Source organism: Acidimicrobiales bacterium (genome assembly GCA_035533595.1).
Lineage (GTDB): Bacteria > Actinomycetota > Acidimicrobiia > Acidimicrobiales > Bog-793 > DATLTN01.
This window is the reverse complement of the sequence record DATLTN010000014.1, coordinates 1-15287: the sequence shown is the minus strand read 5'-3', so window position 1 is coordinate 15287 and position 15287 is coordinate 1. Positions and strand designations below refer to the sequence as shown.

Below are 15287 nucleotides of genomic sequence, written 5' to 3'. Positions count from 1 at the left end.
CCTCGGGGAGCCAGTCGGCGACCGACGGAGGCAGCAAGAACAGCTGGTCACGATCGCTTTCGCGGAGGTTGATCGGCATGATCAATTCTCCCGCGCGGCCCCGTAGGAAGGTGGGACCCCAAGGTTCGTGCGACAGCCTCTGTACACGCCCTTTGTCGATGGTCAGTCCCCGGTCGAGGGCGTGGTGGCGCATCGCGAGGCGCGAGCATTGGGCGGGACGGTTGCGGGCGAGCAAGAATTGCGCCAGCGGCCGCGTCGCTCGGGCGCGATGCTGGGCGCGGTCACGGCACCAGGTGGAAAGAGGGGGACATGAGGAACGGGTTCAGGGTCTTTGACGCCGACACGCACTGCTCGGCTTCTGCGGAGGAGCTCGAGCCGTATCTCTCGCCGCGCCTCCGGGAGCTCGTTCCGGACCTCGACGAGCGACGGACCGAGATCAAGATCGGCTGGGCGGGGGAGGAGCGCGAGCCCCCCTTCAAGCACAACTACCGGATGTCGAGCTTCGGGGGCGGCTGGGGGGGCACGGCACCGCGTGTCCTCGGCGAAGCCGAGCCGCGCAAGCAGGAGCGCCACTTCCAGACCTTCATGGGCTCGCACTTCCCGACCCAGGGCGGGGACGAGTTCTCCGACGTGCGGGCCCGCGACATGGACGAGGAGGGGACCGACGTCCACATGATGGTCCCCAACGGGGCCAACGGCGCGGACGATCCCGAGGTCGAGTTGGAGTTCATCCGCGCCCAGCACCGTTGGCTCGACGACTTCTGCGCCCCCTACCCACACCGGTTGAAGTCGCTCATCGTCGCCACCGCCCGCTCGGTGCCCGAATCCGTCGAGGAGATCCACCGCTACGGCCCGTCCTCCTGGGCGGTCGGGGTGCAGCCCTACATGCCCCTCGACTACCCGATCGACCACCCCGACCTCGAGCCGATCTTCCAGGCGGCCGAGGAGGAGGGCCTCGCGATCGTCCACCACAGCTTCGCGACGGGCTACCCCGGCTACCGCGACCTGTGGGCGAACCCCTTCATCGGCCGCAGCGCGAGCCACCCGTGGGCGGCGATGCGCTTCGTGGCGGCGATGTGCGGCTCGGGGATCCTCGACCGCCACCCGGAGCTGCGCTTCGGGATCCTCGAGTCCGGCTTCGGCTGGCTCCCCTTCTGGGCGCGTCGCCTCGACGACCAGATGATCTACGTCGGCTACGTCAACGAGACGCTGAAGCAGCGCCCCTCGGAGTACCTGACCTCGGGGAGGTTCTTCGCCTCCATCGAGATGCACGAGGGGCCGGAGATGGCGAAGAACGTCATCGAGCTCCTCGGGGACGGGATCCTGATGATGGGCTCGGACTACCCCCACGCCGAGTCGCGCTTCCCGGAGTCGGTCGACAAGGTGCTCTCCTGGCGGGAGGCCGGAGTGAGCGAGCAGGCCCTGCGCAAGCTGCTGTGGGACAACCCGGTCGCCTGCTTCGGCGAGCCGTAGGCGCCCCACCCGCGGCGCCGCCCTCGGCGCGCACGCGGCGCCGAGGCCCGGGGCCCGGGCGCGGCGAGGGCCTTGGCGGGCCAGGGGACGGAGCGCCCCGGGTCGGTATCTTGGAGGCCACCGGGCACCGCCGATCGGCGCCCGAGCACGGCAGGCAGCTGCTGAGCGGGGGTGGAAGACGAATGGACGTCGCGTGACAGACCTGGCGAACGAGACCCGATCCGAGCCGCGCGAGCGGCGCGGCCGCGTGGACGCGACCGCGAAGGCGACCGGGGCGGCGCGCTACGTCGCCGACTACTCCGTGCCGGGGATGGTGCACGTCGCCGCGGCGCGCAGCTCGATGCCGCACGCCCGGATCGTCTCGATCGACAAGCGCGCGGCCCTCGCCTCGCCGGGGGTGATCGCGGTCTTCACCGCGGAGGACGTGAGCGAGGGGACCTACGGGCGGGCCGTCGCCGACTCGCCGGTGCTCGCGCGCGGCAAGGTCCGCTTCGTCGGAGAGCGGGTCGCGGCGGTCGTCGCGGAGACCCGCGAGCAGGCCGAGGCCGCCGCCGCGCTCGTCGACATCGAGTACGAGCCGCTCGTCGCGGTGACGACGCCCGAGGAGGCGCTCGCCGCCGGCGCGCCGCTCGTGCACGACGCGCCCTGGAGCTACCGGGGGGCGGTCATCGAGGAGGGCGACGGCCCGAACCTCATCTACCACCACACCCACGGCTCTCTCGAGGAGTTCGAGGCCGCCTACGCCGCCGCGGCGCACAAGATCGACCACGTCTACCGCACCCAGGGCGTGCACCAGGGCTACCTCGAGCCGCAGGCCTGCATCGCCGACTACCGCTCCGCCGACGAGGTGAAGCTGTGGCTGACGAACAAGGCGCCCTTCCGGGTGCGCTCGATGATCGGCAGCTGCCTCGGCATCGACCCGAACGCCATCGAGCTGCAGCCGATCTACCTCGGCGGAGACTTCGGCGGGAAGGGGAGCCCCGGTGACTCCCCGATGTGCGTCGAGCTCTCTCGCCTCCTCGGCCGACCCGTGAAGAGCGTGCTCCGCTACTCCGAGGACCTCACGGGGGCGAACCCCCGCCACCCCTCGGAGATCCGGATCCGCCTCGCCTGCGACGCGCAGGGCAACTTCGTGGCGCTCGCGATGGACGCCACCCTGAATGCCGGCGCCTACGCCGGCTTCACCCCCGGAGGGTCGGGCCCGCACGGCGCCGTCGACCCGCCGGCCTACCGGATCCCGACCTTCTTCTCCGAGATCAAGCGGGTGTACACCAACACCGTGCCGCGCGGGAACATGCGCGCCCCGGGAGCACCACAGGGGACCTTCGCCTGCGAGTCGGCGATCGACGAGCTGGCGGTCGTCGCCGGCATCGACCCGGTCGAGCTGCGGCGGCGCAACCTGTTGGAGGACGGCGAGGTCGACCCCTCGGGCCACGCCTGGGTCGAGAACCGCGGCTCCCTCACCCTCGAGGCGGCGCTCGGCGCCTTCACCAAGAAGGAGGCGCCCGCGGGCTGGCTCTACGGCCGCGGCGTCGCCCTCTACGGGCGGGGGACGACGAGCAACGCGAACACCAGCCTCCGGGTGATCCCGCAGGACGACGGCTGCGTGCGCGTCGAGACGGGGATCGTCGAGACCGGCACCGGCAGCCACACGGTGCTCCGCGAGCTGATCGCCGAGCAGCTCGGCTTCAGCCCCGACCAGGTCGAGGTCGCCACCGTCTCGACCGACGAGCTGCCCCGCGACGCCGGCGCCGGCGGCAGCCGGGTGACGGCGGGCCTCGCGATCGCGGTCGACGCGGCGTCCAAGGCCTGGCACAACCGCCTCCGCGACGAATCGGTGATGGTCGAGGTCGACGAGATCTTCGGTCCCGACGTCGGCTCCTACATCGTGCAGATCGCGCAGGTCGCCGTCGACCCGGCGACCGGTGAGCTGCGGGTCCTCGAGATCGAGAACGCCGTCGACGTGGCGGCGATCATCAACCCGAAGGCGCACCAGATGCAGATCGACGGCGGGGTGACGATGGGCCTCGGCTACGCCTGCCTCGAGGACCTCGACGAGTCCGACGGTCAGGTCTGGGCCGCGAACCTCGGCGAGTTCAAGATCGCCTCCTCCTCGGACGTGCCCGAGTACAAGACGGTGCTCGTGCGCGGCGCGCGCGGCGTCGGGACGGCGAACGTGAAGAACATCGGGGAGTCGACGACGCCGCCGGTCGGGGCGCTGATCGCGAACGCCGTGTACGCGGCGACGGGATGCCGGATCCGCGAGCTCCCGGTCACCGCGGAGCGCATCTACGAGGCGATGCACGGGGGCACGGGGGCGTAACGGAAGGGGCGCCGACGGGCCGCTGACCTTGGCCCGCTCCCGTGGCGGCGCGCCAGAGCGTCTCGCCCCTGCCGGCCGTAGCATCGGGGCCGATGGAGTATCGGACCTTCGGTCGCACGGGCCTGCAAGTGAGCGTCGCCGGGATCGGCGCGGGGGGTGCCAGTCGCCTCGGCCTCTCGACCGGCTCCTCCGAGGAGGAGGCGGTGGCCGTCCTGCACCGGGCGCTCGAGCTCGGCGTCAACTATTTCGACACCGCGGCCAACTACGGGACCGAGGAGGTCGTCGGGCGCGCGCTCGAGGGGCGGCGTGACGAGGTGGTGATCTCCTCCAAGCTCTCGCCGCGGCGCGACGGCGTGCTCCTCGACCGCGCCGGCCTGCGGAGCGGCCTCGAGGCCGCGCTGCAAAAGCTCCGCACCGAGGTCGTCGACGTCTACCACCTGCATCGTCCGGACAGCGGGGACTACGACTACTGCCTGGCCGAGCTCGTCCCCGAGCTGCAGGCGCTGCGCGACGAGGGCAAGCTGCGCTTCCTCGCGATCTCCGGCACGACGGGCGCGGACCCGACCCACGAGGTGCTGCGGCGCGCGGTCGCCAACGACTGCTTCGACGTCGTCATGGCGGGCTTCAACTTCTTCAACCAGAACGCCCGCCAGCAGGTCTTCTCGACGACGATCGAGAAGGACATCGCGGTCGAGGTGATGGGCGCGGCGCGCGGCCCGTTCAGCCGCCCGGAGCAGTTCGCGAAGGAGGTCGAGGGCCTCGTCGAGCTCGGCGCGGCGATCCCCGAGGCCGAACGCAGCGACCCGCTCGGCTTCATCACCGCCTCGGGCGCCGTCGCCTCGATGGCGGAGGCCTCCTACCGCTTCGCCGCCTACGAGCCGGGGGTGGGCACCGTGCTCATCGGGACGGGCAACCCCGTGCACCTCGAGGCGAACGTCGCGGCGATCGCTCGCGGCCCGCTCCCGGTCGCGGTGCGCGACGAGATCGTCGCCCGCTTCGGCCACCTCGCGGTCTCGAGCAGCGAGCTCGGTCGCTGAGGCCGACGTGCCCGTTGTCGGAGCGGGCGACGGGCCTCAGCGGACGGGGGCTCCGCTCCGCAGCTCCTCGGCGCGGCGCATGAGCTCGGCCGCGAGCGGAGTGGCCGGACCGTAGCGGTCGACGTCGTCCTCGTAGTAGCCCTTGTGGAACTGGTTGCGGTTGAGGGCGACGACCATCAGATCGCCGCGCTGGGAGTCCCGCCCGATCGGCGGCTCGAGCTCGATGCACTCGCCCAGCTCGGCGGGGTCGTAGTAGACGTTCAGCGGATCCCGGCCCTCCTCGACGGCGATGATCTGCTCCTCGATGATCTTTCGGAACTCGATGACCGCGAGGTCGGTCGCGCCGAGGGTCTCCTCGGAGCGGTCGGTGATCTCGCCCTGGGACCACCAGGCGGCCATGTCCTGGGCGAGGACGTAGTCGACGATCGGCTGCCCCGCGGCGTCGAAGATCGGCGCCTCGTAGTGCGGGACGACGGGCTGGGGTGGGGCCTCCACCCCGGGCACGTGGTAGAGGACGTAGCTCAGGTGGTAGGTGTGCGTGTCGTCCATCGGGACGCGCATGTTCACCTGCGTGCGCGCGCCGTTCGAGCCGCGGCTCATGTACGGGAAGATGTTGTACGGGAACCAGCGCACCGAGTCGCTCTTGGCCCCCTTCTCGGTCGAAAAGCGGATGCCCTTCCGGAAGCCGAACTGGTCGCGGCTGAAGACCACCCCGTCGTGGCCGTCGGTGCCGCGGATCGAAGTGTTCGAGCGGTGCGCCTCGCCGTCGGGCGTGCGCTCGTCGAGCACGCCCGCCCGCTCCAGCGCGTAGCGGAAGTAGTGACCGTGCAGATAGGTGTTGTGGTACGGGTCGGCGGAGTTCTCGTGGCACTGCAGCCAGTTGCAGGGGATGACGGTGACGCCGATCTGGCGGACGGCGTTCGGCCACACGAGGAAGTCCCACGGCGGGAGGACCGGCACGGGGTCGGGGCCGAGGTAGGCAAAGACGAGGCCGCCGAGCTCGCGCACCGGGTAGCCGCCGATGTGCACGCGCTCCTTCAGCCGGCTGTTCGGGGACTCGAGCGGCGTCTCGGTGCACTGCCCGCTCTCGTCGTAGCACCAGCCGTGGTAGGGGCAGCGCAGGCCGTGCTCGGCGGGGATGCCGAACCGCAGGTCGACCAGGCGGTGGCCGCAGCGGGGGCCGATGAGGCCGAGCGTCCCTGAGCGGTCGCGGTAGAGGATGAGGTCCTCCCCGAGGATGCGCACCTTGCGGACCGGGTCGTCGTCGAGGGTCGCGACCGGGGCGACCGGGTGCCAGTAGCGGCGCAGCAGCTCGCCGAGGGGGGTGCCCGGCCCCACCCTCGTCAGTCGGTCGTTCTCGGCTGGCGTGACCATGTGCAGCGACCCCCTCGCTCCGCCCCGACGGAGCGGTGTCGATCCCGGCCACCGTACCGCCGCGGCCCGTCGCCGTCCCCGACGGAGCGCCGCGGCGCCACCACCGGACACGACGCCCCCGAGGGCCGAGGCCCGTAAGCTCGCGGCGCACCGGGGATCGTCCCGGGCGGGACGGAGGAGTGACGTGGCCGAGCAGCTGAAGATCGCGCCGAACGGCCGAGCCTTTGACCTCCCCGTGCTCATCGGCATCGAGGAGGGCCTCTTCGAGGCGCGAGGCCTCGCCGTCGAGCTCTCCGCCAGCTACGAGGAGCGTCCGCTCGCGGAGCGGGACGTCTTCGCCCGCCTGAAGGAATCCCAGTTCGAGGCGGGGACGGCCGACGTCTACAACGTCTGCGAGTGGGCGAGCATCGACCGCCTGGAGCGCGGGAGCCGCCCCGGCCAGGTCGCGATCCTGCGCGCCGCGGTCGCCGCGCAGGCGCTCCTCACCTTCGACGAGAGCCTCAACGAGCCGCACGACCTCGGCGACATCGCGGTCGGGGTGAACGAGTTCACCGGTTCGCACTACACCTCGCTGCAGCTCCTCGAGGGGGCGCTTCCCCGCGAGCGGGTGCGCGTCGAGCACATCGGCGGCCCCGACCACCGCATGGAGCTGCTGCGCTCGGGTGAGGCGCGGGTGGTGGCGCTGATGGAGCCCTTCATCAGCTACGCCCTGAAGCTCGGCGCGCACGCGATCGCCGCCACCTTCTACCGCGGCGCCGAGGTCGTGGGGGCCAACCTCTCGCCCGAGACGCGCGCCGCCTACCTCGAGTCGATCAACGAGGCCGTGGACCGGATCAACGCCGCGCCGGCGGACTACGCCCACCTCGTCGTCGAGCCGACCCATGGCGGCCTGCGCCCCGAGGAGCTCTCCGCGCACTTCCTCCACTACATCCACGTCACGCCCTACCCGCGTGAGCGCCTCGCGGAGACCTACAACTGGATGCGCTCCTGGGGCCTCGCCGGGGGAGTGGGGCTCCCCGAGCACCTCGTCGCCGTCGACGGCTGAACGACGAGCGGCGCCCCGCCACTCGCGGCGGGCGCCCGTGTCTCAGGTCTGCTGGCGGGCGAGCTCGTCCTCTTGGCTGCCGAACTCGTAGCGGGCAAAGCGCGGCAGCAGCCGCGCGATGAGCGCCATCCCGACGACGCAGCCGAGCCCCCCCGAGACGACCGAGAACTGGGTGCTCGTCGCGGCGGCGACGAGGCCCGCCTCGGTGTTGCCGAGACGGGGGCCGTTGCTCACGACCATCGTCTGGATCGCGCTCAGCCGCCCCCGCAGGCGATCGGGCGTCTGGGTCTGGATGAGGGTGCCGCGGATGATCGAGGCGGTGATGTCGCAGGCGCCGGCGAGGGCGAGGAACAGCACGGCGAGCGCCAGCCAGTGGGTGAAGCCGAAGGCGGCGATCGCCACCCCCCAGCCGGCGCTGAGGAGGCTGATGGAGAGGCCTGCGCGGCGGACGATCGAGGTCCATCCCGAGAGCGCGCCGCCGAGGATCGCGCCGACGCCGGGCGCGGCGAAGAGCAGCCCGACGGTCCTCGCCCCGCCGTGGAACTGGTGGAGCGCGATCGCCGGGAAGAGCGCCGTCGGCATGCCGAGGACCATCGCGTTGAAGTCGGCGAGGAACGAGCCGGCGATCGCCGGGCGCGCCTTCACGAAGGCGAAGCCCTCGACGATCGAGCGCCAGCCGAAGCGGGTCGTCCCCCCGAGGGGCGGCCGCGCGCCGACGCTGTAGACGGCGACGATGGAGACGAGGAAGGAGAGCGCGTTCGCCGAGAAGGCGAGCTTCGCGCCCGACGCGGAGATGAGCAGGCCGGCGATCGTCGGTCCGACGACGCTCGAGACCTGGTTGCTCAGCTGGCGCAGCGCGTTCGCCTTGGCGAAGTGCTCGCGCTCGACGATCGAGATCATCATCGCCGTCTGCGCGGGGGCGTTCACCGCCTGCACGAGCGCCGCTGTCCCCGCCAGCAGGTAGAGGAGGGGCACCGAGGGGTGCGCGCGGGCGACGTCGAGAGCCTGGCCGACCGAGAGCACCGCGAGCAGGGTGCCGCAGATGAGCAGCAGCCGGTGGCGGTCCATCGCGTCGGCGATCGGGCCGCCGACGAAGGAGCCGACGATCGACGGGATCAGCTGGGCGAGGCTGACGAGGCCGACGTCGAGGTTCGAGCCGGTGAGGTGGTACACCTCGTAGGCGATCGCGACCACGCTGAGCTGCGAGCCGATCGAGGAGATGAAGGCCCCGCCCCAAAGCCGCCGGAAGGCCGGGTAGCGCCGAAGCGGCTCGATGTCGACGAACACCCCCACGTCCTCAACCTACTGACCGACGTCGCTTGGGGCCGGATCGTCGGCGCGGCGGGGGTTTGCTCTCGCGGTAGTGGGGTAGGGCGGCGAGTGCACCCCGTCACACCCCGGAAGGATCGCGAACCCAATGGTTGACGAACAGCTGAGCAATCTTCTCGTAGAGGCGCTCGAGACCGAGCGTGGTGAGGTCTCCATCTATGAGACCGCGCTGCGCTGCGCGGTGGACGTGGGACTCCGTTCCGCCTGGCAGGACCAGGCCGAGGTGGCGTCACGGCACGCCGAGATCGTCGAGGGCGCCGTTGCGGAGGTCGGTGTCGACTCGAGCGTGCGGACCACCACCAGCGCGGCCGTCCACTACATCGAGGCGACGCTCGTGCACGCGATGGAGATGGCGCTCGAGTCGGCCCCGCCCGGCACCGCCGAGCTCGTCGCCCTCGAGTGCGTGAGCTTTGCCGAGGCCCGCGACCGCCTGAACTGGGAGCGGCTCAGCGACGCGGTGAACCGCATCGACGGCGAGGCCGGTGCGGCGCTGAAGGCCGTGTCCGCTGAGATCACCGGCGCGGCCCCCACGACGCGGCCGGCCGTCGCCGGTTTCGGCCAAAAGGCTGGGGCCCCGGCGCGCGAGCGCGCGACGTTTCGCCGGGCGGGCTGAACCGCCAGGCCAGCGTCGGCCGCGGGCCATCCGTGTGTGGGGAGCGGGCTCCGGCTATACCCCCGGCCATCGAAGGACCTGCACCACGGCTCAGCCAGCCCTCGGCGTTGGTCGCGTCGGGGAGGCCGGCGCAAAAAGAGCTTGATGACGTTGGTCGAGAAGGTTGGCAACCGTCGCACGGGATTCTGAGCGTGCGCCGGAGGTGACGAGTCCCGCCACAGCGACCCCGCCGAGGAGCGTCGCCGCTGTCTGGAGACGCTGCCGAGTTCCTCGCCCCCGGGGCGCCAGACCTTTACTCGCGGGTGCCGTCAGCGTCCCCGATCGGCCCATTCCCCGATCGACTGATTGAGGCTCGCAGCCCGAGAGGAGCTCCACCGCTCCGCTCTGGGCACCCTGCGATCCACCCCGCCGGCAGCGCCCACGGTCCGGTACGCGCCCGGGCGGGCATGCGGGTTGTGCTGCCACCCAGGTCGTAAGGTTCGTGTCGAACCAGACGAACGTGAAGGGCGGGGGTCCCGATGGTGGCAGGGCAGAAGCTTTCCGATCGTTCCCCGCTCGACACCGAAGTGCCCGGCGACGAGTCTGACTTCCTGGCCCGCATCCAAGCGCAGTCGCTGCGGCCGTTGTGGGCCCGCCCTGAGCAGCCGACTGCGCCGCTCGCGCTCGTCCGGCCGTGGGTGTGGCACTACGCCCCGGCGCGGGCGCTGCTGCTCGAGGCGGCAGAGCGGCTCGACCTCGGCGGCAAGGGTGGAGTGGACCGTCGGGTCCTCACGATGGCCAACCCCTCGCTCCCGGATCTCCCGACGACGCGCACGCTGTCCGGCGCGCTCCAGCTCGTCCATCCCGGCGAGACGGCCCCGAGCCATCGTCACAGCCTCGCCGCGCTGCGGTTCATCATCGAGGGAGAGGGCGGGCGCACCGTCGTCGACGGCGAACCGGTGCCGATGGAGCCCGGCGACGTCGTCCTCACTCCGGGGTGGTCCTGGCACGGGCACGTCCACGAGGGTCCCGAGACGATGGTCTGGCTCGATGTCCTCGACGGGCCGCTCGTCCGGGCGATCGACGTCGCCTTCCACGAGGAGTACTCGAGCCCGAAGAGCCTGCAACCGGTGGTGGAGCCCAGTGCCGTGGCCCTGGCGACCGCCTCGACGACCGACCTGCTCCCGACCTCCTCCTACGGCGAGACCGCTGGGCGCCCACCGCTCAGGCGCTTCGGGATCGATGCGACGCTCGCCGTCTTTGAAACGCTGAAGAAGCGCGAGCGGGGCGATGGGACCTACAGCCTCCGCTTCACGGACCCGCGGAGCGGCGGTTCGGTAATGCCGACGATCGGCGCGGGCATGCAGCTGATCGAAGGTGGCGCACAGAGCCCTCTGCGACGCGACACCGCCAATCGCATCTACCACGTCGCCCGCGGCACGGGATTCAGCATCATCGATGGCGAGCGCTTCGACTGGGGGCCGCACGACACGTTCTGCGTGCCGACGTGGTGCGCGGCGACCCATGGCGCACAGGGGGGTGAAGCGCTGCTGTTCGTCGCGGACGACGAGCCGGCACAGCGCGCGCTCTCGCTCTACCGCGACGAGGCCGAGCCCCCCGGGCGGTCGGAGTCGTGAACCGCTAATAAGGACCCGAACGCGGTTGGCTCCTCGAAAGGAGCTGTCACCCACCGGGGCGGACAAGGAGTCGAACCATGAAGCTGGTCACCTTCGCGGACTATCGCATCGGCGTGCACCGAGACGACGGCATCCATGACGTCTCGTCGGCGGTGCCGGGTTGGCAACCGGGAGACCTCCTCGCGATGAACCGCCTCATCGCGGGCTGGGCGGAGCTCCGAGGGGCCGTCGAACAGGCTGCGGGCTCGGCGCCGGCGCTTCCCCGTGAGAGCGTGCGGCTACAGGCTCCGAACCCGGCCCCGATGCATCTCTTCGCGGCGCCCTCGAACTACCGCGCGCACCAACAGGAGATGGACGCCGCGGGGTTCAGGATCCGCGACGACTCCGGCCCACGCGACTCGGCGGACACGCTCGGCTTCTTCTTGAAGGCGACGGGTTCGGTCTCGGGGCCCGAGGACGCGATCGAGCTCCCGCTGAAGGACCTTCCCGAGCGTCGCTTCGACCACGAGGGGGAGATCGCGGTGGTCGTCGGCGCGCCGGCCGAGGGGATCTCGCCGGAGGAGGCCGAGCGCTACATCTTCGGCTACACGATCGTCGTCGACGTGACCCTGCGCACGACACCCGAGCATCGCGAGGAGCGCGTGCAGCGCAAGTCCTTCGCGAGCTTCAGTCCGATGGGGCCGTGCATCGTGACGGCCGATGAGCTCCCGGACTGGCGCGGGTTGAACGTGAAGCTGTGGGTGAATGGCGAACAGCGCCAGGACGCGCATGCGACCGACCTGATCGTCGACATCCCCAACTTGCTCTCGCGGGCGTCCCACGTGCTTCCACTGCGCGCCGGTGACGTCTACACCACGGGCAGCCCGGCGGGCGTCGGGGCGATCGCTCCCGGTGACACCGTCGAGGTGCAAGCCGAGGGGATCGGGTCGATGTCGCTTCCGGTGACGATCCGCGCCTGGTAGGGCGCCGGCGCGTCCGGCCGACCCTCGGTCGTCGCCCACGCGACCGAGGGCGACACTCGCTCAGCGTCGCCGCGCGACGAAGCTCGCGTTAGCGACGAGGCGCCCATCCTGGTGGACGAAGGCGCGGGTGAACACCGTCCGGCGGGTTTCGTGGAGGGGCTCCACGCTCACGGTGAGCTCGGCGGCGGGCATGGCCGAGGAGATGAACTCGATGTGGCCCGACGCGAGCCGCAGCGCGTCGCCGCCACCCTCGAGCGCAGCATGAGCGGCCACGGCGAAGAGCACGCCACCCTGCAAGAAGCCGCCGCGATTGGTCATGAAGGCCTCCGGCGTCACCGACCGGCGGGCCTCCCCGGCCGCGCGCGGCGCGAAGAGGCTCTCGATGAGGCTCTCGGACCAGGACCGGGAGCCCGAGGTGCCGGCGTGACCGGAGATGAGGCCGACGAGGTTGCGCTCGGCCAAGGTGAGCTGCTCCTCGCCGGTACTCGTGGCCTCCCCCTCGGTGTCGACGTCCCAGGGGAGCGGCGCGACGCGCGTCGCCGACGGCGAGACGGAGAACAGCGCGCTGCACTGGCCGAGGACGACGTCGCCCTCCTCGATCGAGGCGGTCGCGCTGCCGAGGCCCCCCTCGATCGCCACCGTCGAGGAGGGCCATGTCACGAGTTGCGACGCGCTCCGCACTTCGCCGGTCAGCTGGAGGTCGAGCGTTACCGTCGGGAGCGGATGGTCCGGGCCCGTTGTGCGCCGGAGGGCGCCACCGAGCGCGAAGTCGGCCAGCATCGCGATCTCCATGGTCGCGATGCGGTCGCTCGGGGGCGCGAGGGCGAGCGGTCTCGCCGCGCGGCCCGTGCGGTTGTTGGCGACGGCGTGCACGCCGAGCACGCCTCCGAGGACCGGTACGCCGTTCCGCCGGCTGTGGAGGATCGATTCGGCGACGTGGGCGCTGAGCGGGTCGTCGTGGAGTATCAGAGGACCGTAGCCAAGGCTGACCTCGTGCGGTGGCGATCGTCTGGCGACGGACAGTCGTCGGGCTGGGCCGCCAAAGCCGAACCCTGATAGAAGAGATCGGCCACGCCCGCAGGTGCGGGCGCGTTTTCTCGAACGGAACCCGCATGTCCCAGCAGGCAGTGCTCGACCCCAGGCCGGTGGACTACCGCGAGGCGCGGCTGTGCGCGGTCTTCGCCGCCCCCGACGTACGCGCCGCTCTCGGTGTCGGGGCCGGTGAGGTCCTCCGCATCAGCACCGAGCGCGGCCGCAAGGCGCTCTGCAGGCTGGTCGATACGGTCGACGAGCCCGGCGAGGGCTCGATCCGCATCGACCGCTTCACCCGCCAGGCGCTGAAGGCCTATCCGCACGAGAAGGTGACCATCGAGGTCGTGCAGCCCGAGGCCACCGCGGAGCTCGCCCTCGTGCCGGGGATCGACATGAGCCAGCGCTACAACCCGCAGCTCGTCCCGATGTTGAAGCGCGCCCTTACCGAGCAGCGCGTCGCGGTGCGCCCCGGGATGATCCTCTACGTGCGTCTCCCCGACGCCCTCGCCGGCGTGACCTACGACGTGCACTTCGTCCAGGGCGACGAGGGGGTCGTCAACGACGAGACGATCGTCTGGCTGATCCAGGGCGACCACGACCACGACTCGGAGGACCACGTCCACGGCGACGAGCAGATGTCCGAGACCGTGCTCGACACCACCTTCGAGGACGTCGGCGGCCTCGGCGCGCAGATCCGCGAGGTGCGCGAGTTCGTCGAGCTGCCGCTCGTCTTCCCCCAGGTCTACCGCCAGTTAGGCATCAACCCGCCCCGCGGCGTGATCTTCTATGGGGCGCCCGGTACCGGCAAGACGCTCCTCGCCCGCAGCGTCGCGAACGAGATCAACGCCCAGCTCTTCTACATCAACGGCCCCGAGGTGGTCGGCACCTACTCCGGCGAGACCGAGGCCAACCTCCGCAAGATCTTCGCCGAGGCGAGCCTCAGCCCTCCCTCGATCATCTTCATCGACGAGCTCGACGCGATCGCCCCCGTGCGGCGCACCGCGACGAGCCACTCCGACGCACGGTCGGTGACCCAGCTGCTCGCCCTCCTCGACGGGCTGAAGCGCGCCGAGGGGGTGCTCGTGATCGGCACCACCAACCGGGTCGAGGCGATCGACCCGGCGCTGCGGCGGGCGGGGCGCTTCGACCGGGAGATCTACTTCCCGACGCCGCCGGTGGAGGCGCGCGAGCAGATCCTGCGCGTCCTCACGCGCGAGATGCCGCTCGACGACGGGGCGCTCGAGGCACTCCCCGACGTCGCCGAGCGCGCCTACGGCTTCGTCGGCGCCGACCTGATGGAGCTCTCACGCGAGGCCGGGCTGAACGCCCTCCGGCGGAACTCGACACAGTTCGTCGAGTCGCCCTCGCTGGCGTCGTTCCCTCGCCCCGAGGACCTCGTCGTCTTGCGCGAGGACTTCGAGGCCGCCCTCTCCCACGTCCACCCCGCGGCGATGCGCGAGTCGCTGATCACCTTCCCCACGGTCACCTGGGAGGACGTCGGCGGCCTCGCGCACGTGAAGGCCCGCATGCGCGACCTCGTCGAGCGGCCGCTGCAGCACCCCGACCTGTTCGTCCGGGCCGGGTTGTCGAGCAACCTCGGCGTGCTGCTCTACGGCCCCCCGGGCACCGGCAAGACCCTTCTCGCGCAGGCGATCGCCCGCGAGGCGGGGGTGAACTTCCTCCCGGTGCAGGGCCCAGAGCTCTTCTCGCAGTGGCTCGGCGAGTCCGAGGAGAGCGTGCGCCACATCTTCAACGTCGCCCGCCGCGCCTCGCCGTGCATCGTCTTTTTCGACCAGCTGGACGCCGTGCTCCCCAAGCGCAGCGACCTCGAGCACGAGGGGACGCGCGCCCCGCAGCGGGTCGTGAACCAGCTCCTCGCCGAGCTCGACGGCATGGAGCAGCGCAGCCAGGTGATCGTCATCGGGGCGACCAACCGCATCTCGATGGTCGACTCCGCGGCGCTCCGCCCGGGCCGCTTCGGGGTCCACCTCGAGGTCGGCCTCCCCGAGGCCGCGGACCGCGACGAGATCCTCCGCATCCACCTGCGGCGGGCCAACCTCGAGGCGGGGCTCTCGATGGACGAGCTCGTCGCCCACCTCGTGCCGCTCACCGAGGGCCTCGCCGGCGCCGACCTCGCCTTCTTGTGCCAGACGGCGAAGCTCGCGGCGATGGAGGCCGTCGACTTCCTCGACGACGCCCGCGTCGGGATCGGCCACTTCGACGCGCTGATCGCCGAGCTCTCGCCCTCGCCCTGACGGCGCCGGCGCGCCGGGCGCGCACCCGCCCCCGAGGCGCGGGGCGCGTGCGGGGACGGGTGCGGTCTTCGGCCGCCGGGGGCGGCTCGGCAACTACGCCTTGGCCGCTTCGTACTCCGGGGCGTTCTCGAAATAGACGACCCGCGAGTAACCGAGGTGCTTGAAGATCCGGTTCGACGCGGAGACGAGCATCGCCGGCTCGGACTTCGAGGTGTTGAAGCGCTGCAC

Annotated in this window: 12 protein-coding genes; 8 read left to right on the top strand and 4 right to left on the bottom strand. The window is 71.4% G+C overall.

Annotated features, from left to right (window positions below; genetic code table 11):
- Nucleotides 1-235 (bottom strand): hypothetical protein (locus tag VNF07_02555; protein HVB05112.1); only part of this gene is annotated, 235 nt, incomplete at its 3' end.
- A gap of 74 nt (nt 236-309) precedes the next feature.
- On the opposite strand from VNF07_02555, the gene VNF07_02550 reads away from it, so the two are divergent.
- The 3 genes from VNF07_02550 (at nt 310) to VNF07_02540 (ending at nt 4833) form a co-directional block, all read left to right on the top strand.
- Nucleotides 310-1473, top strand: coding sequence for an amidohydrolase family protein (locus VNF07_02550; GenBank protein ID HVB05111.1), 1164 nt, complete (start codon nt 310-312; stop codon nt 1471-1473).
- Between the two features lie 247 nt (nt 1474-1720).
- Nucleotides 1721-3796 (top strand): xanthine dehydrogenase family protein molybdopterin-binding subunit, encoded by a 2076-nt coding sequence (locus VNF07_02545; GenBank protein ID HVB05110.1) that lies wholly within the window; start codon nt 1721-1723, stop codon nt 3794-3796.
- A 92-nt stretch (nt 3797-3888) separates the two neighbouring features.
- On the top strand, nt 3889-4833 hold the full coding sequence (locus VNF07_02540) for an aldo/keto reductase (protein HVB05109.1): 945 nt from the start codon (nt 3889-3891) through the stop codon (nt 4831-4833).
- Between the two features lie 36 nt (nt 4834-4869).
- Here the strand turns inward: VNF07_02540 and VNF07_02535 are convergent, their stop codons facing one another.
- Nucleotides 4870-6207, bottom strand: coding sequence for a Rieske 2Fe-2S domain-containing protein (locus tag VNF07_02535; protein ID HVB05108.1), 1338 nt, complete (start codon nt 6205-6207; stop codon nt 4870-4872).
- Between the two features lie 184 nt (nt 6208-6391).
- Here VNF07_02535 and VNF07_02530 point away from each other — a divergent pair, with 184 nt between their 5' ends.
- Nucleotides 6392-7252 (top strand): hypothetical protein, encoded by an 861-nt coding sequence (locus tag VNF07_02530; protein ID HVB05107.1) that lies wholly within the window; start codon nt 6392-6394, stop codon nt 7250-7252.
- Nucleotides 7253-7294: 42 nt separating this feature from the next.
- Here VNF07_02530 and VNF07_02525 read toward each other — a convergent pair whose 3' ends face one another.
- Nucleotides 7295-8545 carry an MFS transporter gene (locus VNF07_02525; protein HVB05106.1) on the bottom strand — a complete coding sequence of 417 codons (1251 nt, stop codon included), beginning with the start codon at nt 8543-8545 and terminating at the stop codon, nt 7295-7297.
- Nucleotides 8546-8669: 124 nt separating this feature from the next.
- Here VNF07_02525 and VNF07_02520 point away from each other — a divergent pair, with 124 nt between their 5' ends.
- From VNF07_02520 to VNF07_02510, 3 genes are all read left to right on the top strand, one after another.
- Complete coding sequence (locus VNF07_02520) at nt 8670-9194, top strand: hypothetical protein (protein HVB05105.1); 525 nt, start codon at nt 8670-8672, stop codon at nt 9192-9194.
- A gap of 518 nt (nt 9195-9712) precedes the next feature.
- Nucleotides 9713-10810 carry a cupin domain-containing protein gene (locus VNF07_02515; GenBank protein HVB05104.1) on the top strand — a complete coding sequence of 366 codons (1098 nt, stop codon included), beginning with the start codon at nt 9713-9715 and terminating at the stop codon, nt 10808-10810.
- Nucleotides 10811-10887: 77 nt separating this feature from the next.
- Entirely contained in the window at nt 10888-11772 is an 885-nt protein-coding gene (locus VNF07_02510) for a fumarylacetoacetate hydrolase family protein (GenBank protein HVB05103.1), read from the top strand.
- 60 nt (nt 11773-11832) lie between these two features.
- Here VNF07_02510 and VNF07_02505 read toward each other — a convergent pair whose 3' ends face one another.
- Nucleotides 11833-12654 (bottom strand): PaaI family thioesterase, encoded by an 822-nt coding sequence (locus tag VNF07_02505; protein HVB05102.1) that lies wholly within the window; start codon nt 12652-12654, stop codon nt 11833-11835.
- Between the two features lie 230 nt (nt 12655-12884).
- On the opposite strand from VNF07_02505, the gene VNF07_02500 reads away from it, so the two are divergent.
- Nucleotides 12885-15059: an AAA family ATPase gene (locus tag VNF07_02500; protein HVB05101.1), complete on the top strand. Its 2175-nt coding sequence runs from the start codon at nt 12885-12887 to the stop codon at nt 15057-15059.
- Nucleotides 15060-15287 lie beyond the last annotated feature (228 nt).

Excerpts from the sequence above, each read along its gene's own strand:
- VNF07_02550 (HVB05111.1), top strand. The coding sequence starts at position 310 with ATGAGGAACGGGTTCAGGGTCTTTGACGCCGACACGCACTGCTCGGCT.
- VNF07_02540 (HVB05109.1), top strand. The coding sequence starts at position 3,889 with ATGGAGTATCGGACCTTCGGTCGCACGGGCCTGCAAGTGAGCGTCGCC.
- VNF07_02535 (HVB05108.1), bottom strand. The coding sequence starts at position 6,207 with ATGGTCACGCCAGCCGAGAACGACCGACTGACGAGGGTGGGGCCGGGC.
- VNF07_02520 (HVB05105.1), top strand. The coding sequence starts at position 8,670 with ATGGTTGACGAACAGCTGAGCAATCTTCTCGTAGAGGCGCTCGAGACC.
- VNF07_02515 (HVB05104.1), top strand. The coding sequence starts at position 9,713 with ATGGTGGCAGGGCAGAAGCTTTCCGATCGTTCCCCGCTCGACACCGAA.
- VNF07_02510 (HVB05103.1), top strand. The coding sequence starts at position 10,888 with ATGAAGCTGGTCACCTTCGCGGACTATCGCATCGGCGTGCACCGAGAC.
- VNF07_02500 (HVB05101.1), top strand. The coding sequence starts at position 12,885 with ATGTCCCAGCAGGCAGTGCTCGACCCCAGGCCGGTGGACTACCGCGAG.